Source organism: Bradyrhizobium lablabi (assembly GCF_001440475.1).
In the GTDB taxonomy this organism is placed as follows: Bacteria; Pseudomonadota; Alphaproteobacteria; order Rhizobiales; family Xanthobacteraceae; genus Bradyrhizobium; species Bradyrhizobium lablabi.
In genome coordinates, this window is the sequence record NZ_LLYB01000065.1 from 107,737 (window position 1) to 127,368 (window position 19,632).

Below are 19,632 nucleotides of genomic sequence, written 5' to 3' on the forward strand. Positions count from 1 at the left end.
CCGGAGAGATTGTTGAACGGCGCTTCCCCCGACCCCACCAAATCCGCGCGCGAGCCGGATGCGCTCGCACGGCTGCAATTGGCGCAGGCCCTGCAACGGGCTCAGTATGCGATTGCGTGGGAGCGCGCCTGGCCGGGTCTCGCCCGGTTCTTGTGCGTCGTCGGACTGTTTCTGGTGGCGTCCTGGGCCGGGCTGTGGCTGGCGCTGCCGTTCCTGGCCCGCGCGATCGGCATCGGCCTGTTCGCCCTCGCAGGCCTGGCCGCGCTGTTCCCGCTGGCGCGGTTTCGCTGGCCGAGCCGCGAAGAGGGCTTGAACCGGCTCGACCGCGGTACCGGCATCCGCCACCGCCCGGCGACCGCGCTGACCGATACGCTTCAATCCAAGGATCCGATCGCGCAGGCGCTGTGGCGCGAGCAGCGCGAGCGCACGCTGGCCTCGATCAAGCGGATCCGCGCCGGCCTGCCTTCGCCGCGGCTGCCGATCCACGACCCCTGGGCGCTGCGCGCGCTGGTCATGGTGATGCTGGTTGCGGCCTATGTCGCCGCCGGCGACGAGCGCGCGCTGCGCATAGCCGCCGCGTTCGACTGGAACGGCGTGCTGGCGCCGGCCAATGTCCGCGTCGATGCCTGGGTGACCCCGCCGCTCTATACCGGCAAGCCGCCGGTCATTCTGTCCGCCGCCAACCGGGATGCAGCTTCCCCCGATAGCGGCGCCCCGTTGCCGGTGCCTGCCGGCAGCACGCTCCTGGTGCGTTCCAGCGGCGGCGCCATCGATGTCGTGGTCGGCGGCGGCGTGACCGAGGTTGCGCCGAGCGAGCAGGCGCCAAAGGGCACCAACGAACGGCATTTCAAGATTACCGGTGACGGCAGCGCGCATGTTCGTGCGCCGTCCGGCCAGCCGCTGTGGCGCTTTGCGGCCACGCCCGACCGTGCGCCGAGCATTTCGCTGGCCAAGGATCCGGAACGCCAGGCCCGCGGCTCGCTGCAGATGTCCTACAAGCTGGAGGACGATTACGGCGTCACCGAAGCCCGCGCGCAATTCGCCGCCCGCAAGCCCGATGCGGCCAAGGATGAGGCGGGCAAGGAAGGAAGCAAGGAGGCAGGCAAGGCCGCACCGCGGCCGCTGTTCGATGCACCGCAGTTTGCGCTGGTGCTGCCGAATGCGCGCACCCGCAACGGTGTCGGCCAGACGGTGAAGGATCTCAGCGAGGATCCTTACGCCGGCGCCGACGTGACACTGACGCTCACGGCCAAGGACGAGGCCGGCAATGAGGGTAAGAGCGAGCCGCACAACATGCGGCTGCCGGAGCGGCTGTTCACTAAGCCGTTGGCACGCGCCCTGATCGAGCAGCGCCGCATCCTGGCGCTCGACGCCAACCAGAATGCGCTGGTTTATACCGCACTCGATGCGCTGATGATCGCGCCGGAACTGTTCACGCCGGAATCCGGTCATTATCTCGGTCTCTTCAGCGTGAAGCACCAGCTCGAGGCGGCGCGCACCGACGACGCGCTGCGCGAGGTCGTCGCCAGCCTGTGGGCGCTGGCGGTGACCATCGAGGACGGCAACATCACCGATGTCGACAAGGCGCTGCGCGCCGCCCAGGAGGCGCTCAAGCAGGCGCTGGAGCGCGGCGCCAGCGACGAGGAGATCAAGAAGCTGACGGACAATCTGCGCGCCGCGCTGGATAATTTCCTGCGCCAGCTCGCCGAGCAGTTCCGCAACAATCCGCAGCAGCTGGCGCGTCCGCTCGATCCCAATACCAAGATGCTGAGCCAGCAGGATCTCAAGAGCATGCTCGACCGGCTGGAGCGGATGTCGCGTTCCGGCGACAAGGAGGCCGCCAAGCAATTGCTCGAACAGTTACAGCAGATGCTGGAAAATCTGCAGATGGCGCAGCCCGGCCAGGGCGGCGACAACGACATGGAGCAGGCGCTGAACGAACTCAGCGACATGATCCGCAAGCAGCAGCAGTTGCGCGACAAGACCTACAAGCAGGGCCAGGATTCGAGGCGCGACCGCATGCGCGGCAAGCAGGGCGACCAAAGCATGGGCGACCTGCAGCAGGACCAGCAGGGCCTGCGCGACCGGCTGAAGAAATTGCAGGAAGAACTCGCCAAGCGCGGCATGGGGCCGGGCCAGCGCGGCCAGCAGGGCCAGCGCGGCGACCAGCAGGGCATGCAGCAGGGGCAGGGCGGCGATCAGGGCGACGGCGAGGACGGGCTCGAACAGGCCGATAACGCCATGGGCGATGCCGGCAGCCGGCTCGGCGAGGGCAACGCGGATGGCGCGGTGGACTCGCAGGGACGCGCGCTGGATGCGCTGCGCAAGGGCGCCCAGAGCCTTGCCGAGGCCATGCAGCAGGGCGACGGCGACCAGCCGGGCGATGGCCCCGGCAATCCCAGAGGCCGCCAGCAGGGCGCCAACAACTCGACCGATCCGCTCGGACGGCCAATGCGCAACAACGAATTCACCGACGACTATACCGTGAAGATCCCCGGCGAGATCGATGTGCAGCGGGTGCGCCGGATTCTGGAAGAACTGCGCCGCCGTCTCGCCGATCCGTCCCGCCCGCAGATCGAACTCGACTATATCGAGCGGCTGCTGAAGGATTATTAAGCGCTTTTGCGGAGCACGCCGCTGTCGTCACCCGCGAAAGCGGTGATCCAGTATTCCAGAGACGTTAACGATTGAATCGAGAAGCCGCGGCGTACTAGATCCGCGCATTCGCGGGGATGACGAGCGGGGGTATGGCGAAACCGCTGACCACTTCCTCGACTATCCGTTCTTCTTCGCCGCCAGCGCGTCCGCCACCGCCGTGCGGATGTCGTGCACCGAAAACGGCTTCGTCACCACGTCGTGCACGATGGCGTTGAGGCCGGAGGCGCGTTCGCGCTGGTCGGCAAAGCCGGTCATCAACAGGATCTTCAGGTCGGGAAAATCGCGCGCCGCGGTCAGCGCCAGCGCAATGCCGTCCATGACCGGCATCTGGATGTCGGTCAGGAGCAGGTCGAACATGCCTTGTTCGCGGGTCAGGATATCGAGCGCTTCGGCGCCGTCCTCGGCGGTGACGGTCTCGTGGCCGTCCATGGCGATGGCGCGCGCCACCAGCGAGCGCATTGAATCTTCGTCGTCGGCAATCAGGACGCGCGGCATGAACCCTTGATCTCTCGCCTCAGCGGAACAGGCGGCCGCGTTCAGGCGTGACCGGCCAGATCCCGCTTGTTGAAAAAACGTACGTCAATATTGCGGCCTTCAGGCGGCGGAGAGGCCAGGCGCGACTTGAAATAGGCGCGCTCGCCGGGCTTGAGCACCGGCTGCTCCAATACCGCGTTCCAGGCGTAGATCTCGGTGCCCTGCGCGTCGCGGACGGAGAAGCGCAGCCGCGGCAATTCGACCGGCTTTTTGGTCTCGCCGACGATCACGCCCTCGATGACCAGCACCGGCTTGCCGTCAACGGTCTCGTTGCTGACCTTGATGTCCTTGAACGACAGCCCGCGCAGGTTCACATCCAGCCCGACCATCCTGTAGAACGTCGCGGTCTGCGGCAGCAGCCGCACGACATCGCTGCGCCAGATCATCAGCGCCAGGACCAGCGCGCCCATCGCGGCGCAGGCGGTCGGCAGGCCGACGACCGGCAGGAACGGAATGCGGGGCAGGGAGGGGAGCCGGAACAGCCGGGCCAGCCGCTCGCGGTGCGTGGTGACCGGAATTTCTTCATGGTCCTCCGCCTCCCGCCGGGCGGCCGATGGCCAGTCGCTGCCGTCGCCCTGCGGCGCGCCTTCGCCCTCGGCCGGCCAGCCGGCCGAAATAGAGGGACTGTCGACCACCGGGGTGTCCTGTGCCTCGTCCTCGCGCGCCATCGCCTCCCATTCGGCCGCGGCATCGTCCGCAGCCGGCCGGCTCGATTGCCCCGGACCCGGAGGAGGGCTTGGCACGGCGGCCGGCGCGGTTTCCGCCAGTTCGATCGCGTCCTCGGGCCGCGCCAGCCAGGTTTCCTTGCACCGGGAGCAGCGGACGGTGCGTCCACCGGCCCCCAGGGTGGCCGGATTGATCGCGTAAGATGTTGTACAATGGGGGCAAACGATATGCATGGAGCCCATCTCACCAGTGTCTTTGCCCGGATGCTACATAGCGACTGTTAACGAATCGGAAACCATAACGGTCGCAAAACCGTTTTGTCCGGTTAGTACCCAAACCGGCGGGCTACGAGCCCAAAGTTCAGGTTCGGGCCCAGGTTCAGGTTCAAGTCCGGGGTCTCCGGGCACGGTCCATATCGAGCGGAGCTGAGCTTGGTTCGGTTCGAAAATGTCGGTTTGCGCTACGGGCTCGGCCCGGAGATTTTGCGCGACCTCTCCTTCATGATTCCGGCGCATTCCTTCCAGTTTCTCACCGGACCCTCCGGCGCCGGCAAGACGTCGCTGCTGCGGCTGTTGTTCCTGTCGCTGCGGCCGACGCGCGGCCTCGTCAATCTGTTCGGCGAAGACGTCTCGCTGCTCGGCAAGGATCAGATTGCGAACATGCGCCAGAAGATCGGCATCGTGCTGCAGGACTTTCGCCTGCTCGACCACATGACGACCTACGAGAATGTGGCGCTGCCGTTCCGCGTGATGGGTCGCGACGAATCCAGCTATCGCCGCGAGGTGATCGACCTGTTGCGGTGGGTCGGCCTCGGCGAGCGCATGGATGCGCTGCCGCCGATCCTGTCGGGTGGTGAGAAGCAGCGCGCCGCGATCGCGCGCGCGGTGATCTCGCGGCCGCAATTGCTGCTGGCGGACGAGCCGACCGGCAGCGTCGACCCGACGCTCGGCCGGCGCCTGTTGCGGCTGTTCATCGAATTGAACCGGCTGGGCACCGCGGTCATCATCGCGACCCACGACATCACGCTGATGGATCAGTACGAGGCGCGGCGGCTGGTGCTGCATCAGGGACGGCTGCACATCTATGAGTAGGGTTGGCGACGAGCATGGTCCGCTGGTGGACCTCGGCAACGAGCGCCCGCAGGTGCCGGCGCAGGCGCGCAACATGTCGCCGATCGTGCCGCGGGCCTCGATCTCGGGTCGCGCGCTGGTCGCCGTCGTCGCCATCATGACGTTCCTCGCGTCCATCACCACCGGCACGGTGTTTCTGATCAGCGCATCCGCGGCGGAATGGCAGTCGGAAGTCGCCAGCGAAATCACCGTTCAGGTGCGACCGCAAGGAGGCCGCGACCTCGAGCGCGACGTGACCGCGGCGGCGGAGGCGATGCGAGCGCAGCCCGGCATCGTCCAGGTCAAGTCGTTCAGCAAGGACGAATCGGCGAAATTGCTCGAGCCGTGGCTCGGCAGCGGGCTCTCGATCGAGCAACTGCCGGTGCCGCGCGTCGTCGTCGCGCGCGTACAGCCCGGCACCACGCTCGACCTCGCAGGCCTGCGCAAGGCGGTGACGCAGGTGGCCCCATCGGCGAGCGTCGATGACCACCGTGCCTGGATCGAGCGCATGCGCTCGATGACCGGGGCGACGGTGTTTGCCGGCATCGGAATTCTTGCGCTGGTGATCGTGGCGACGATCATCTCGGTTTCGTTCGCAACCCGCGGCGCAATGGCGGCTAACCGCCCGATCGTCGAAGTGCTGCATTTCGTCGGCGCCGGCGACCGCTACATCGCCAACCACTTCTTGCGGCATTTTCTCAGGCTCGGGCTGGAGGGCGGGGTAATCGGCGGCGGCGCCGCGATGCTGGGTTTCGGCTTCTCCGAATCGATCGCGAGCTGGTTTTCGGGTACCCCCGTAGGCGATCAGTTCGCAGCGCTGCTGGGGACGTTTTCGCTGCCGCCCTCGGGTTATCTGGCGCTCGCGGTGCAGGCCGTGGCGATTGCCGCCATCACCGCTTGGGCCTCGCGGCGAACGCTGTTTGCCACGCTGGACGATATCGATTGATCCGGGCCACCTGTCCGGGGTGGACCGGGACTCCACTTCGCATGAAAACGTTCTAGAATTACAAACAGGAAGGGGATCGCCGGACCACATGGGTTTGCAGCACGACGACAGCACGCCGAGGGCGCCGGCCGCACGGCCGCGCGGGTGGCTGCGCGCGGTCATCGTCGGCGGCATGGCGATCCTCTTCGTCGGCGCGGCCGTGGGTTTTGTTGCCTTTCTCTCGCAATTGCGCGGCGTCGAGATCAAGCCGGCGCGCAATGCCGACGGGATCGTGGTGTTCACCGGCGGCTCGTCGCGGGTGTCGGATGCAATGGAATTGCTGGCCGCGGGCTACGGCAAGCGGCTGTTGATCTCCGGCGTGCATCCGACCAATGCCGTCAGCGACATTTCACGCTCGCTGCCCGACAATCACGCGCTGCTCGGCTGTTGCGTCGACCTCGACCGCTCCGCCGTCAACACGCGCAGCAATGCCGCAGAGACGCGGCGCTGGGCTCGCGAGCGCGGCTTCAAGTCGCTGATCGTGGTGACGTCGAACTACCACATGCCGCGGGCCATCCTGGAATTGTCGCATGCGATGCCGGATGTGACGCTGATTCCGTTCGCGGTGATCGGCGACAGATGGCGCGACGAGCCGTGGTGGACCAGCGGCGCGACGCTGCGTCTGTTGCTGTCGGAATATGCGAAATACGTCGCCGCCGAGGTGCGCGTGCTGCTGGCCGATGTCGGCCTCGAACTGATGTCCGATCCCTCCGATCAGCCTGTGCCGGCGCTGCGCCGGCCGGCGACGGCGCAAGCCAACTAGGTCAACGGTCGCTGTTCTCTGCAGGAAGAGCCAGCGGATGCTGACTGTGCAGCATCGCCGCGAGCTGGTGCAGTTGGGAATCGCGGAAACCTTCCGCCTCGATCGCCTTCACGGTGGCCAGAACATAGTCGCGGTTGACGCCGGACTGGCCGTGCCCCTGCAGCACGTGGCGCAACTGCTCGGCGAGCGACAGCCGCCCGGCATATTGCGTGTGGCCGCGGTCGACTACGTAGACCAGCGCGCTGACGCGTTCGCGCGCCTCGTTCTCCAGCCAGACCGATCGTTTCACCTCGCGATACACCGAAGTGACCTGCTCGCGCTCGCGCAAATAGGCGATGGTCGCGGCGCTGTGCTTTTCCGCAACGCGGAACGCGATGCCCCGGCAGGCGCCGCCGCGGTCGAGCCCGAGCACGAGGCCCGGCTTCTCCGGCGTGCCGCGATGGACGAAGGAATAGACGCAGAGCGCACGGTGTTCCCCGATCAGCCGCGCCGGCACCCGTTCGATGAAGTCGAAGCCCGGGCGCCACATCAGGGAGCCGTAACCGAACACCCAGAGGTCGCCTGTCGAGAATTCGGTATCGTTGAGTGTAATCGCGGACATGCTCCCGCACCGCTACCAGAACGGACCGGCAAAGCGAAGTGATTTCAATACCTTTTGTTGTGGGAAGCGGATGCTTACATTCGCCCCAATCGCTAGCCAAAGGACGCCGCATGCCTGACATGACCCCCGCGCCGCGCCGGCGCCCGCTGTGGCGCCTGTTCATCATGCCCGCACTTCTGCTTGTCGCCGCGGCGGCATGGAGCGCGTTCTGGTTCTACGCCGCCTCCGAGGTCGGCGTGCGCGCCGATGCGTGGGCCGCGCGGGAGGCGAAGTCGGGGCGCGTCTATGAATGCGGCAAGCGCTCGGTGGCCGGCTATCCGTTCCGCCTCGAGGTCCGCTGCGACGATGCCCGCGTGTCGCTGATCTCGCAGACCGCCGGCGCACAGGCCCCGTTCACCGCGCGGCTCGGCGAGATCATGGTGATCGCGCAGATCTACCAGCCGAAACTCCTGATCGCCGAATTCAAGGCGCCGGCCACGCTCGCCGATCGCGGCCAGCCGCCGTCGATGAAGGTGAACTGGACGTTGGGCCGCAGCAGCGTCATCGGACTGCCGAATGATCTGCAGCGCGCTTCCATCGTGTTCGACAATCCCTCGATCGACCGCATCAACGGCCCGGTCGAGACGCCGCTCGCGCGGGCGAGTCATGTCGAGCTGCACGGCCGCCTCGCCGAGGGCTCGGCGAAGGATCATCCGGTGATCGAAGCCGTGCTGCAGATATCCGGCGGCAATATTCAGGAGGTGCATCCCGTGCTCGCACAGCCGTTCGACGCCGACATCCAGACGAGGCTCACCGGACTGAAGGATTTGGCGCCGAAACCGTGGCCCGAGCGGTTCAGGGAATTGCAGGCAGCGGGCGGCCATGTCGAGATCGTGCGCTCGCGCATTCAGCAGGGCGATCTGATCTCGGTCGCCGCCGGCACGCTCAGCCTCAATGCGCAGGGGCGGATCGACGGCGAATTGCAGATGACGGTGGCGGGAATCGAGAAGGTGATCCCGCTGCTCGGCATCGAAAAGATACTGGAGGAGGGCGTGCCGCAGGCCACCCTCGACCGCGTCGCGCCGGGCGTGAAGAGCCAGGACCTCAACAATCTGTTCGGCGCGCTCGACAGGGCCGTCCCGGGGCTCGGCAAGGTCGTCAAGCAGAACGCCAATGCCGGCGTCACGGCCGGCATCAACGCGCTCGGCAAAGCGGCGGAGCTGGAAGGGAAGAAAGCGCGCGCCTTCCCGCTGCGCTTCGTCGACGGCACGGTGTTTTTCGGCCCGCTCAAGGTCGGCCAGGTGCCGCCGCTGTTTTGAGTTGTGACTGTAAATCGTAGGGTGGGTTTCGCTTTCTCTCCACCCGTCCATCCATCTCTGCGTTGAACACTCACGACCGGGAGCAAGCGTTCGTACCGAATTCCTGGGTAAAAACATCGAGCAAGAACGAATGATCTCGCGGCGAAATCTCGCGTGCCCGCAGATATCCTTGTTCCAGCAACTGTCGCACGAACGCCTCTATTTGCCGGTCTTTTGGAGTGGTCCATGCTTCATCGATGAATTTGCTCGCGCGCGGGCCGCGAAAGTGAAATTCGGTGTTCAGGTATTTCTTGGTGCTGTAATAGTTTTGGATCGCCGCAATGATTTGCGCGCGTCGGGCAGGTTCGCAGATAGCTGGACCCGGCGGTTCAAATTCGAGGACCGCGTCTCGAACTCGCTCAACCGGACTTTTGGAAAAACGTTCCTCGAACTTGCTGGGATCGTCCAGATCCGACATCGGCCGTTCGGCTACCGGCTTTAAGTCGGAAATCGTCAGCGCGCGCCCGGCCCGAAGCGACCCGTCTGCCGCAATCGGATCGCGGGGGCCCAAGAGTTGGTTGTGCTCACCCGAGAAGAACAATACCGCCGAAACCGTGGCCAGCGCCAGCAAGGTACGAAGCGTGCCCATCCGTTTTTCTTAGGGGCGGCAGCTCAGTTGCCGGCGGTTCTCTTTCATGGTCTTGCGTGCAGCCGGATCTGCTGTTGGATCGAGGGCCCAATCGCTAGCCATTCCAGCGACCTTGACGACGACGTCCTGACCGAAATCGCCCTCGCGTATCGTATCGGTATTGTGCACCTGGCGCATGAGGTCGCGCACCGTTTTGTCGAAGGGGGTGTTGAATGCCTTGATTGCAAGCTCCATCTGAGCTCTTTCCTTCGAGCCGCACTTCTGCAGACATGGAGCAATACTCAGCCATGCGCGCGCGTAGTTGGTTGCCGCGGTGATATATTGATCCCTCAAATAGGCGTTGCATGGACTTGCGAGGAGATTGTTGGCCGTACTTTGCACCCCCTGTCGCAAGCGGTCGCGAACCACGTCGTGGTCACTTTCGTAGGCATCCGCCTTGTTGTCACGCGGGTCGTCACTGGTGCCGACACGGTGAAACGTCGGCAGGTTCGGGTTAGGCATCACCTGCCGCACACGAAACAACTCCAGTACGGCTGCACACGAAATGAAAGCGACTACAATCGTGATGGCGACAAGTCGGTAGCCAATCATGACAAAATCTCCGGTAGAATTTATTCATCGTTCTACCGTGTGGACGATTAATATCCGGTGTCAAACATCACGCGGGATGCCTTACGTGTAGTTTCCGAATTGATAAGCTTCGTAGCCCGGATGAGCGCAGCGATATCCGGGACCGCTCCAACACCGCCCCGGATATCGCTGCGCTCATCCGGGCTACATGGCTTCGGATGCGCGCGCCGGTAAAATCACGGTCGCCGAAGCGTGATCGGCATCCGGGAATGCCGCTCCATGAAAGACAGTCTTGCTCTCTGAAGATCCATTGATGTCCGTGGATCGATCACGAGGAGAAGACAAATGACAAAAATCAAATTGCTCGGCGCGATTAGCGCTTTGTCTGCGCTGGTCGCTGCTCCAGCATCGGCGCAGCACATGATAGATGAGCCAGGGATGTATGCGTTCTATCATCCCAATGGCGATCTCGGCATCGGATCAACACGGCCGCTCGACGCTCAAGCCATGGCGCCACGACTTATCATGCGACACCCGATGATCGCGAGACGCGCGAAGCCGCTGAAATAGGTTTCCCTGCGGCGCCGGCGATGCGGTCGTCAAGCTGACATCGTCCGTAAAATCTCTCCCCGTCATGCGAGGAGAGTGGCGACGAAGCAATCCATCTATCCGTTATGCCGCGCTATGGATTGCTTCGCTTCGCCCGCAATGACGAAATGGGGGGCACTACGCTCATCCGGGCTGCGCACTGGAATCCCCCAACAACGTGTGCGCGTCGGCGAAGGCTACGAAGCACGCGGAAGGAATGTTAATAAAACGGATCCATCGTCGCCAACGAACAAACGATTATCGCCGAAGTCCTGATCGGAAGACCTCAACACATCATAGTCCCGGCCACTTGAGAAAAATATCTCTACCGAGCGCGCCTTCTTGTCGACGATGACGTCATCTCTTGAAAGTTCTAGCAGAATTCGATCGACCATCGGGCCCGGATCGACGTACTGACGTACGCCGATAACGGCATCGTCTGATGCGCGTAGCCAATCATAGAATCCGAGCCAGTCTCCGGTGCCGCTGTCTCGAAATGTTGTCCCGGCTATTCCAACCGAAGCCCCCTCAATGGTTACGGCATCAAGAAGATATGCCTGCCGCTGTTTCGGAAGACACACGATCGAAAGTTGCTTTGAACCAGACGCCATCGTGTGATCTCACCGTGCACGCCAGATTTCGCTAGTTTGCCCGTGCTCAGGCGTGGATTGCTTCGCTGCGCTCGCAATGACTGCTGCGAGCGCGCGGGCTCACTCCTTCTTCTCCAGCGGCGGATGCGGCCGGCCGAAATCGGCGGCGGCCGAGTCCTGTCCGATCTCGACAATGCCGCGGCGGATGGCGCGGGTGCGGGTGAAGTGCTCGAACAGCGCTTCGCCGTCATTGCGTCGGATGGCGCGGGTGAGCTTTGACAGGTCCTCGTTGAAGGTGCCGAGCATTTCCAGCACGGCTTCCTTGTTGTTGAGGAACACGTCGCGCCACATCGTCGGGTCCGAGGCCGCGATGCGGGTGAAGTCGCGAAAACCGCCGGCGGAAAACTTGATCACTTCCGACGACGTCACCTGCGCCAGTTCGTCGGCGGTGCCGACGATGGTGTAGGCGATCAGATGCGGCAGATGGCTGGTGATCGCCAGCACCAGGTCGTGATGATCCGGCGTCATGATCTCGACCCTGGCGCCCATGCCGGCCCAGAACGCGCGCAGCGTTTCGACCGCCATCGGATCGGCGCCGTCGGGCGGGGTCAGAATGCACCAGCGGTTGATGAAGAGTTCGGCGAAGCCGGAGTCAGGCCCCGAATGTTCGGTGCCGGCGACCGGATGCGCCGGCACGAAATGCACGTTGCCCGGCAAATGCGGCGCCATTTCGCGGACGATGGCGCCCTTGACCGAACCGACGTCGGAAACGATCGCGCCCGCTTTCAGGTGCGGCGCGATCTCCTGCGCGACCGGGCCGCAGGCGCCGACGGGAATGCAGAGGATCACGAGGTCGGCGTCCCTGACGGCCTCCGCGTTGGTCTCCAGCACGCGATCGACGATGCCGAGTTCGCTGACCCGCGCGCGGGTTTTTTCCGAGCGCGCGGTGGTGACGATTTCACTGGCGAGCCCCTGGGCCCGCACGGCGCGCGCGATCGAACCGCCGATCAGGCCGAAGCCGATCAGCGCGACGCGTCGGAAGATCGGTGCCGCGTTCATTTCGCCGCCATGAAGTCGCGCAAGGCCTCGACGACGAGGCGGTTGGCCTCCTCGGTGCCGATGGTCATGCGTAGGGAATGCGGCAGGCCGTAATTGTTCAGCGCCCGCAGCACCAGGCCACGTTTGGTCAGGAACACGTCAGCGTCGACCGAGGTCTTGCCCTTCTCGGTCGGGAAGTGGATCAACACGAAGTTCGCGACGCTCGGCGTCACCTTCAAGCCGAGCTTGCCGATCTCTTCCGTCAGCCAGTTGCGCCATTGCTCGGTGAATGCCTTCGACATCTGGACATGTGCGGTGTCCTCGATCGCGGCCACCGCCGCCAGCATCGCCGGCGTCGAGACGTTGAAGGGCCCGCGGATCCGGTTGACGGCGTCGACGATGTTGGCCGGGCCGAACATCCAGCCGATACGCAACGCCGCCAGCCCGTGAATCTTGGAGAAGGTGTGCGTCATCACGGTGTTTTCGGTGGTCGCCACCAGCTCCAGGCCGAGCTCGTAGTCGTTGCGCGACACGTAGTCGGCGTACGCAGCATCCAGCACCAGCAGCACATGCGGGGGCAGGCCGGCGCGCAGCCGCTTGACCTCGTCAAACGGCAGATAGGTGCCGGTCGGGTTGTTCGGGTTGGCGAGCCACACCAGTTTGGTCTTCGGCGTCACGCGCGCGAGAATCGCGTCGACGTCGGCGGTAAAGTTGGTCTCGGGCGCGACGACGTTTTTCGCGCCGTTCGCCATCGTGGCGATCGGGTACACCAGAAAACCGTGGGCGGTGGAGATCGCCTCGTCGCCTTGGCTGAGATAGGTGTGCGCGAGCAGATTGAGGATTTCGTCCGAGCCGGCGCCGCAGATGATGCGGTTGGGATCGAGGCCATAGGCGCGGCCGATCGCTTCGCGCAGCACCTTTGAAGTTCCTTCCGGATAATCTTCCAGATGTCCGACGGCGTCCTTGTAGACGTCCATCGCCTTCGGCGACGGCCCGAACGGGGTCTCGTTGGCGGACAGCTTGAATACCTTGCGGCCCGGCTCCGGCACCGGCGTCTTGCCGGGCGTGTAGGGCGCAATATCGAGAATGCCGGGATTCGGCACGGGGCGGTTCATCTTCAACTCCGGAATTTCAGGCAGCGTTCAAGGCTTCGCCGACCCGTTCGGGGGCACCGTATAGCGCGTTGCGTGGCTGCCGACGAGGGCCGAGGAGCGCACGGAGGCGCCGGCATGGATCAGGGCGGCCTTGATCTTTTCGAAGCCGGTGCCGGCATCCGATACCAAGAGCGCTGCGCCGTCGAAGGCGGTATCGGGCACCGCGACGATTTCGGCGAGCGGCGCCACCGCGCGGGCGATATCGGCGCTCCACCCCGAGACGCGGACGCTCCACACCTGCACTTCCGTCACCATGGCGTCGTCGGCCACCCGCGAGATCACGAAGACGGGCAGGGCGGCCGGATGATCGGCGCGTTCGAGGAACGGGAGGCGAGCATTGATCTTGGGTGCACCGCTGGCTTCCAGCGCGATCCACCAAGGCGTGCGGCTCGAGGTCGCCGAGACCAGCGCCAGATCGCCCTTCGATTTCGCCACCGCTTCGACCGCCGCCTGCGCACTGAAATGGCCGACATAGGGCACGACAAAGCCGAAATGAAACCGCGCCGAATCCCGCATCGCAGGTTCGCCGACCGAGACGTCCGCATGCACCGAGAACGGCGCCTGCACGTAGGTGAAGGTCGAGATGATGACGCGCCAGATACTCTCGATGGTGTCGAGCGGCAGGATGCCGCGATGGCGCCGGACGAGCTCGCGCATCATGCTGGCCTCGCGCGCGGGCCGGAATGCCGAGCCGACCTCCTGGCTCTGCTTCACCTGGATCAGCCGGTCGATGATGTCGCCGCGCGCCATCAAGAGGCGATGGATCTGCTCGTCGATCGCGTCGATCTCCTTGCGCAGTTCCTGCAGCGAGGGGGGAGCCGGGGGAGCTTTGGACATGTCACAACCTTCAGCGCCGGATCGATCCGAAATCACCGGCAATCATGGTCATTGATTAGAAAAGACGGCCGCTGAAAGCAAAGAGAAACGTCTGTAACGGCATGGCAGCTACCCGGTTAACCATGGCCCTGCCTTGACGGAAAGCCCGCTTCGGACTAGTTTTTCGCCATTCCGTGGTCATTTGAGCCGGCCGGCTTGCAGCCACGTTAAACAACTCGCTAAACAGGCCGGGGACAGAAGTGATCCCGGCCGAACCTTTCGTTCAGGCCGGGTTTTTTATGGCCTGACTTCTGTCTGGAGCCTCCGCAAGGGGGGTGGTCGTCGATGACAAATTTGCAGTCGGTATCCAGTCCGTCGATTCACAGCGAGGATCGCGCCCACGAGGCCGATCATCCGACCTCGACGGTAGCGAAGTTCGGCGTTGAGCAGCCCTTGAAGCTCGATTGCGGCATTGATCTCGCGCCGATCCAGATCGCCTATCAGACCTATGGCGAGCTGAACGCCGATCGCTCCAATGCGATCCTGATCTGCCACGCGCTGACGCTCGATCAGCATGTCGCCAATGTGCATCCGCTGACCGGCAAGGCTGGCTGGTGGGAAATCATGGTTGGCCCCGGCCGTCCGCTCGATACCGACAAATACTTCATCATCTGCTCGAACGTGATCGGCGGCTGCATGGGATCGACCGGTCCGGCCTCGACCAATCCGGCGACCGGCAAGGCATGGGGACTGGATTTCCCGCTCATCACCATCCCCGACATGGTCCGCGCGCAGGCGATGCTGCTGGATCGGCTGGGCATCGAAACGCTGCTCTGCGTGATCGGCGGCTCCATGGGCGGCATGCAGGTGCTGCAATGGACCGCCGCGTATCCGGAGCGGGTGTTTTCGGCGCTGCCGGTGGCGTGCTCGACGCGCCATTCGGCGCAGAACATCGCGTTTCACGAACTCGGCCGGCAGGCCGTGATGGCCGATCCGGACTGGCATCACGGGCGCTATTTCGAGCGCAACACCCATCCGCATCGCGGGCTCGCGGTGGCGCGGATGGCAGGGCACATCACCTATCTTTCCGACGCCGCGCTGCATCGCAAGTTCGGACGGCGGATGCAGGATCGCGAGCTGCCGACCTTCTCGTTCGACGCGGATTTCCAGGTCGAGAGCTATCTGCGTTATCAGGGCTCGTCCTTCGTCGAGCGCTTCGATGCCAACAGCTACCTCTACCTGACGCGGGCGATGGACTATTTCGATATCGCCGCCGACCACAACGGCGTGCTGGCGCAGGCGTTTCGCGGCATCAAGACCCGCTTCTGCGTGGTGTCGTTCACGTCAGACTGGCTGTTCCCGACGTCGGAATCGCGGGCGTTGGTGCATGCGCTGAATGCATCGAGCGCGCGGGTGTCGTTTGCCGAGATCGAGACCGATCGCGGCCACGACGCCTTCCTGCTCGACGTGCCCGAGTTCTTCGACATCTCCCGCGCCTTCCTGGAATCCGCAGGCAAGGCGCGCGGCCTTGATAGCAAAGCGTTTTCGAGCGAAGTGGATGCCGGTTCGCGTGAAGAAGACGCGTCAAAAAAGACATAGAGGCTGAAATGGCGTTGCAGGAACAGAGTCTTCCGCTCGGCGGTGTAACGCCCGATCGCACCGGCAAATATCGCACCGATCACCTTCTCGTCGCCGAAATGATTGCGGCCGGCTCAAAAGTGCTCGACGTGGGCTGCGGCGACGGCGAATTGCTGCAGCTTCTCGAAAGCCGCGGCATCGATGGGCGCGGGATCGAACTGTCGCGCGAGGGCGTCAACCGCTGCGTCGCGAAGGGGCTCGCCGTGGTGCAGGGCGACGCCGACACCGACCTCGTCAACTATCCGGACGACGCTTTCGACTACGTGATTCTGTCGCAGACGCTGCAGGCGACGCGGCAGCCGAAGACCGTGCTGGAGAACCTGTTGCGCATCGGCCGGCGCGCGATCGTATCGTTCCCGAACTTCGGGTTCTGGAAGATGCGGCTGCAACTGCTCGTCGGCGGCCACATGCCGCGCACTGAACATCTGCCCGCCACCTGGTACGACACGCCGAACATCCATTTCTGCACCATCAAGGATTTCGTCGAGCTCTGCGACGAGATCAACGTCAAGATGGAGCGCGCCGTCGCCCTCGATCTCTATGGCCGCCCGGTGCCGCTGAACTTGCCCTGGTGGGTCTGGAACATGTTCGGCGAGCAGGGCGTGTTTCTGCTGAGCAGGGGTGGGGCGGGGAAGTGAGGCCACAGGCGTCATTGCGAGGAGCGAAGCGACGAAGCAATCCATCTATCGCCGCGTTGAGGCATGGATTGCTTCGCTTCGCTCGCAATGACGGCGTTACACCACCGCCTTCACCAGCGACCTCGCATCCCGCACCGGCCATCGGCCGGCCTCCACCAGCGCGATGAACCGCTCCACCATCTCGTTGAACAGCGCCGGCTCCTCGAGATTGAGCACGTGGCCCGACTTCGGAAAGAACGAAAGCCCCGCCGCCGGCAGATGCTGTTTCAAAAACAGGCTCGGCCCGATGCAATTGTCGTCTTCGTCGCCGCACAGGATCAGCGCCGGCGTCGGCACGCGCCGGATCGCCTCCGTCATGGTGTAGATCGACGGCCGCTTGCCCTGAAAGCTGCGCATGGTGTTGGCCGAGCCTTTGGCGTCGTGCCGCGCCAGCGCGGCGTAGAAATCGGCGTGGCCGCGCGGGTCCTTCAGCAGAAACGGAATCCGGCTCGGCGCCTCCCGCGTCACCTTGGCGACCTCGACCGATCCGATCGCCTCATACTGCTCGGCATTGGCGACGCATTGGGCGCGGAAGGCGTCGAGGTTTTCCAATCCCGAGCCGGAGCCGACGGCGGCGAGTGTCATCGACAGCGCCCGATCCGGGACGTTGAGGCCGACCTGCAGCGAGGAATAGGAGCCCATCGACAGGCCGACAAAATGCGCTCTTGCGATGCCGAGGTGATCCAGCACCGCGAGGGCGTCGGTGTAGAAATATTCGTAGGTGTAGACATCGGCCGATGGCGGCACGTCGGAAGGCGTATAGCCGCGCGCCGAATAGGCGATGCAGCGGTGGCCGCGCGAGAAGTAACGCATCTGCGGCTCCCAGTTGGTGTGGTCGGCCGCGAACTCGTGCAGGAAGATGATGGGCGTCCCGCTTCCCGCCTCTTCATAGTGCAGACGAACGCTGTCCTTGGTGACGGCATAGGGCATTTCGGATTCCTCTCGATTTTCTTGCTTTTGCGTAACTTCCTTGCGCGATGCGCGGACAAAATTGCAATTAATTTTCGGGGCTGCAATGCGGCGGAATCGTTCCATTTTCGCCATCGAATCGGCGTGGAATTACCCCGGAATCGTTATCCCACGGTCACATGAAATCTTCCTCTCGCCACATCCCGCAACGCAAAACGCCGCCCGCGTTCGTTCGTAGACGAACGCAAAGGGGAAGTGGGGGTTCTACAGAGGACTAAGTATGCGTCAGTTGTTTGCGTTTCGCCGGTCGCTCCGTTTCATCGCGCTGGCATTGTGTTCGGCTTCTATCGTCGTATTTGTCACTCCGGCTTCGGCAAGACCTCACCATGGCGCAGGGCGGCACGCCCGGGCCTATCACGCCGGCCATCATGCCAAGCATCACCATACCTATCGCCACGCAGCGCGGATGTCGCGCTGGGAGCGCCAGGTCGCACAGACGCAGACCGGCGGCTTTTCGGATTTCAACCCGAGCTACACGGCAGGCGCCCCTCAGATGGCCGCGCCCGGCGGCTTCGGCTATGCCAACGCTGATGCCGAAGCGCGCAACCTCCGCACCAGCCGCCGTGGGGCCCGGCTCCGGCATGCCGAGCGCACATCGCGCTGGGATCGCGCCGTCGCGCACATGAATGCGCGCGGTCTTGCCGACGCCAACGCGAGCGTTGCGCCCGATGCAGGCGTTGCTTCGAATGCAACGGTGACGCCGACCGGCGGCGCGATGGCCTCTGGCTACACCTCGTCGAACGTCGTCGCCGAAGCGCGCAAATATCTCGGCGGCAATCCGACCGGGCGCGGCAGCCTGTGGTGCGCGCGCTTCATGAACATGGTCCTGCAGCATTCCGGCTATCGCGGCACCGGCTCCGACATGGCGAGCTCGTTCGCCAAATACGGCCAGCGCGTTTCTGGCCCGCAGGTCGGCGCCATCGCGGTGATGACGCGCGGCCGCCGCGGCGGCCATGTCGGCATCATCACCGGCGTCGACGCCAAGGGTAATCCGATCATGATCTCCGGCAACAATGGCAACCGCGTCCGCGAAGCCCCGGTCTCGCGCGGCCGGATCTACGCCTACGTCATGCCGACGAGCTGAGGCGGATTGCGGACAGATACGTCCTCTCTCCGTTCCTGACGGGGAGAGGCAGCCGCGGTCAAAGGATATCCGACGGTGCCAGATCCAAGCGAAGGTCATTCGCTCATGGGAGCGGTTCGACCTTCGCCGCCATATCCGGGGCGCGTGTAACGCGGTATGTCGCGTTGCTGCATTTGAGGACCCAGACGGCACGGTCCGGCCGTGAGCGCTTTCTGTCCCTCGTGGCGCCGAGCGCTTTATCGCAGGTGAACCCCTGCGTACGAATCTGAGCCGACAGCATTGACTGCGGCGTTTCGCCCGCAACCTGTTGCGCCCGCACCTGCGGGCTGAAAAGGACAGCAGCGATAGCCAGGAGTAACGATCCAGGTGTTTTGCGCATGAGCTCAATCCTCCGAACAGAAATCCCGCGCGTCTGAGGGCCGAAAAAGCGGACCTTACTCCAAGAATTCCGAAACGGCAGCTTTCGCGCAAATGCGACACGAGGCAGCAAGCGTAGGGGGCCATGTCGAGAGGGCCCCCGCATCTCGCGGAGCCTGTCATCGGGCGCCAGGGCGTGGCCGCCGTATGTGAAGTGCGCCACATCACTGAAGCTTTGTCTCATTCGAGCGAGGGTGGTCGAGGCGGGTCCTTGCGCGCCCGGCCTCTCGGTTTCGTGAGGATGCTTCATGCACAACGCGGCATGTAACGATGGAACCGCGTCGATGAAGTCGTTTTCGCAAGTCGACGAAGACATGCTGAAACGAACCGATGGTTTAATAGCGTTCAGCCCAAAACCGTGGGTGGCTAGTTGAGATATCAGCCTGGTTTATGGGCCGTGGAGCGAGCGCTATGTAGTTGAAACTTTGGGTGTCGAGGTTCTGGCCTGCCAGAGATTTTTGATTGAGGCATAGGTGCCGTCATGCGCGAAGATTTTGCTTCGTCCAGTTTCCTTGCCGTTATCATCGTGAGTTTGATTGTGGTTTGTACGGGCCTCGTGGCGCTTGCAAGCTGAGCCTGCGATGAAATGTCCGGCCTTGCGCCGTGCCTGGCGTGAAGATGCCATCGATTGATTGCTGCACGCGCGTTGCTGCCCGCAACATGATCTGCTGCGACGGAACTGTTTCGGATCGCTTACGGACCAAAAACCCGCTGCGCGCAAAATCTAATTTTCTGAGCAGATTCAAACTGATTTGGGTCGTCCAGTTATCCGCGCGAAAATATTCCGCTTTTCATCCGACCCAAATCAGCGGCAATTTCCGCGCGTCTCGTCCCGGCAAGAGGGGCGTA

At 63.9% G+C, this 19,632-nt stretch carries 20 protein-coding genes and 1 riboswitch; of the genes, 10 read left to right on the forward strand and 10 right to left on the reverse strand.

Annotation, left to right across the window (positions count from 1 at the left end; translation table 11 throughout):
• The first annotated feature begins 12 nt into the window (after window positions 1-12).
• A complete protein-coding gene (locus CQ14_RS15470) occupies window positions 13-2,616 on the forward strand; it encodes a TIGR02302 family protein (RefSeq protein WP_057858720.1) in 2,604 nt (867 codons plus the stop codon).
• Between the two features lie 159 nt (window positions 2,617-2,775).
• Here the strand turns inward: CQ14_RS15470 and CQ14_RS15475 are convergent, their stop codons facing one another.
• Both CQ14_RS15475 and CQ14_RS15480 read right to left on the reverse strand, forming a co-directional pair.
• Window positions 2,776-3,153 (reverse strand): response regulator, encoded by a 378-nt coding sequence (locus CQ14_RS15475; protein ID WP_057858721.1) that lies wholly within the window; start codon window positions 3,151-3,153, stop codon window positions 2,776-2,778.
• A 41-nt stretch (window positions 3,154-3,194) separates the two neighbouring features.
• Window positions 3,195-4,091, reverse strand: a complete 897-nt coding sequence (locus tag CQ14_RS15480) for an MJ0042-type zinc finger domain-containing protein (protein ID WP_057858806.1) — start codon at window positions 4,089-4,091, stop codon at window positions 3,195-3,197.
• 198 nt (window positions 4,092-4,289) lie between these two features.
• Here CQ14_RS15480 and ftsE point away from each other — a divergent pair, with 198 nt between their 5' ends.
• From ftsE to CQ14_RS15495, 3 genes are all read left to right on the forward strand, one after another.
• Complete coding sequence (ftsE, locus tag CQ14_RS15485) at window positions 4,290-4,949, forward strand: cell division ATP-binding protein FtsE (RefSeq protein ID WP_057858722.1); 660 nt, start codon at window positions 4,290-4,292, stop codon at window positions 4,947-4,949.
• Complete coding sequence (locus CQ14_RS15490) at window positions 4,942-5,913, forward strand: cell division protein FtsX (protein WP_057858723.1); 972 nt, start codon at window positions 4,942-4,944, stop codon at window positions 5,911-5,913. The genes ftsE and CQ14_RS15490 overlap by 8 nt, the downstream gene beginning before the upstream one ends.
• An 88-nt stretch (window positions 5,914-6,001) precedes the next feature.
• On the forward strand, window positions 6,002-6,715 hold the full coding sequence (locus CQ14_RS15495; protein ID WP_057858724.1) for a YdcF family protein: 714 nt from the start codon (window positions 6,002-6,004) through the stop codon (window positions 6,713-6,715).
• A 1-nt stretch (window position 6,716) separates the two neighbouring features.
• Here the strand turns inward: CQ14_RS15495 and CQ14_RS15500 are convergent, their stop codons facing one another.
• Window positions 6,717-7,316 (reverse strand): gamma-glutamylcyclotransferase, encoded by a 600-nt coding sequence (locus tag CQ14_RS15500; RefSeq protein WP_057858725.1) that lies wholly within the window; start codon window positions 7,314-7,316, stop codon window positions 6,717-6,719.
• Between the two features lie 110 nt (window positions 7,317-7,426).
• Between CQ14_RS15500 and CQ14_RS15505 the strand changes: the two genes are divergently transcribed.
• Window positions 7,427-8,614, forward strand: a complete 1,188-nt coding sequence (locus CQ14_RS15505) for a DUF2125 domain-containing protein (protein ID WP_057858726.1) — start codon at window positions 7,427-7,429, stop codon at window positions 8,612-8,614.
• 70 nt (window positions 8,615-8,684) lie between these two features.
• On the opposite strand, the gene CQ14_RS15510 is transcribed toward CQ14_RS15505, so the two are convergent.
• On the reverse strand, window positions 8,685-9,242 hold the full coding sequence (locus CQ14_RS15510; protein ID WP_057858727.1) for a hypothetical protein: 558 nt from the start codon (window positions 9,240-9,242) through the stop codon (window positions 8,685-8,687).
• Between the two features lie 9 nt (window positions 9,243-9,251).
• Window positions 9,252-9,833, reverse strand: coding sequence for a hypothetical protein (locus tag CQ14_RS15515; RefSeq protein WP_057858728.1), 582 nt, complete (start codon window positions 9,831-9,833; stop codon window positions 9,252-9,254).
• 324 nt (window positions 9,834-10,157) lie between these two features.
• Here CQ14_RS15515 and CQ14_RS43595 point away from each other — a divergent pair, with 324 nt between their 5' ends.
• Window positions 10,158-10,382, forward strand: coding sequence for a hypothetical protein (locus CQ14_RS43595; RefSeq protein WP_156435014.1), 225 nt, complete (start codon window positions 10,158-10,160; stop codon window positions 10,380-10,382).
• 215 nt (window positions 10,383-10,597) lie between these two features.
• On the opposite strand, the gene CQ14_RS15520 is transcribed toward CQ14_RS43595, so the two are convergent.
• From CQ14_RS15520 to CQ14_RS15535, 4 genes are all read right to left on the reverse strand, one after another.
• Window positions 10,598-11,011 carry a hypothetical protein gene (locus CQ14_RS15520; protein WP_057858729.1) on the reverse strand — a complete coding sequence of 138 codons (414 nt, stop codon included), beginning with the start codon at window positions 11,009-11,011 and terminating at the stop codon, window positions 10,598-10,600.
• A gap of 99 nt (window positions 11,012-11,110) precedes the next feature.
• Entirely contained in the window at window positions 11,111-12,049 is a 939-nt protein-coding gene (locus tag CQ14_RS15525) for a prephenate/arogenate dehydrogenase family protein (RefSeq protein WP_057858730.1), read from the reverse strand.
• Window positions 12,046-13,143 carry a histidinol-phosphate transaminase gene (gene hisC, locus CQ14_RS15530; RefSeq protein WP_057858731.1) on the reverse strand — a complete coding sequence of 366 codons (1,098 nt, stop codon included), beginning with the start codon at window positions 13,141-13,143 and terminating at the stop codon, window positions 12,046-12,048. The genes CQ14_RS15525 and hisC overlap by 4 nt, the downstream gene beginning before the upstream one ends.
• A gap of 27 nt (window positions 13,144-13,170) precedes the next feature.
• On the reverse strand, window positions 13,171-14,019 hold the full coding sequence (locus CQ14_RS15535; RefSeq protein WP_057858732.1) for a chorismate mutase: 849 nt from the start codon (window positions 14,017-14,019) through the stop codon (window positions 13,171-13,173).
• A 163-nt stretch (window positions 14,020-14,182) separates the two neighbouring features.
• Window positions 14,183-14,262, forward strand: a riboswitch (SAM riboswitch).
• Window positions 14,263-14,343: 81 nt separating this feature from the next.
• Here CQ14_RS15535 and metX point away from each other — a divergent pair.
• Entirely contained in the window at window positions 14,344-15,597 is a 1,254-nt protein-coding gene (gene metX / locus CQ14_RS15540) for a homoserine O-acetyltransferase MetX (RefSeq protein ID WP_057858733.1), read from the forward strand.
• Window positions 15,598-15,605: 8 nt separating this feature from the next.
• Complete coding sequence (gene metW, locus CQ14_RS15545) at window positions 15,606-16,274, forward strand: methionine biosynthesis protein MetW (protein WP_057858734.1); 669 nt, start codon at window positions 15,606-15,608, stop codon at window positions 16,272-16,274.
• Between the two features lie 96 nt (window positions 16,275-16,370).
• On the opposite strand, the gene CQ14_RS15550 is transcribed toward metW, so the two are convergent.
• Complete coding sequence (locus tag CQ14_RS15550; RefSeq protein ID WP_057858807.1) at window positions 16,371-17,243, reverse strand: alpha/beta fold hydrolase; 873 nt, start codon at window positions 17,241-17,243, stop codon at window positions 16,371-16,373.
• A 259-nt stretch (window positions 17,244-17,502) separates the two neighbouring features.
• On the opposite strand from CQ14_RS15550, the gene CQ14_RS15555 reads away from it, so the two are divergent.
• Together CQ14_RS15555 and CQ14_RS45285 are read left to right on the forward strand one after the other, a co-directional pair.
• The gene (locus CQ14_RS15555; protein ID WP_057858735.1) at window positions 17,503-18,366 is read left to right on the forward strand and encodes a TIGR02594 family protein; all 864 of its coding nucleotides are present in this window, start codon (window positions 17,503-17,505) and stop codon (window positions 18,364-18,366) included.
• A gap of 1,035 nt (window positions 18,367-19,401) precedes the next feature.
• On the forward strand, window positions 19,402-19,632 hold a 231-nt coding region (locus CQ14_RS45285; RefSeq protein WP_210183161.1), incomplete at its 3' end, for a hypothetical protein.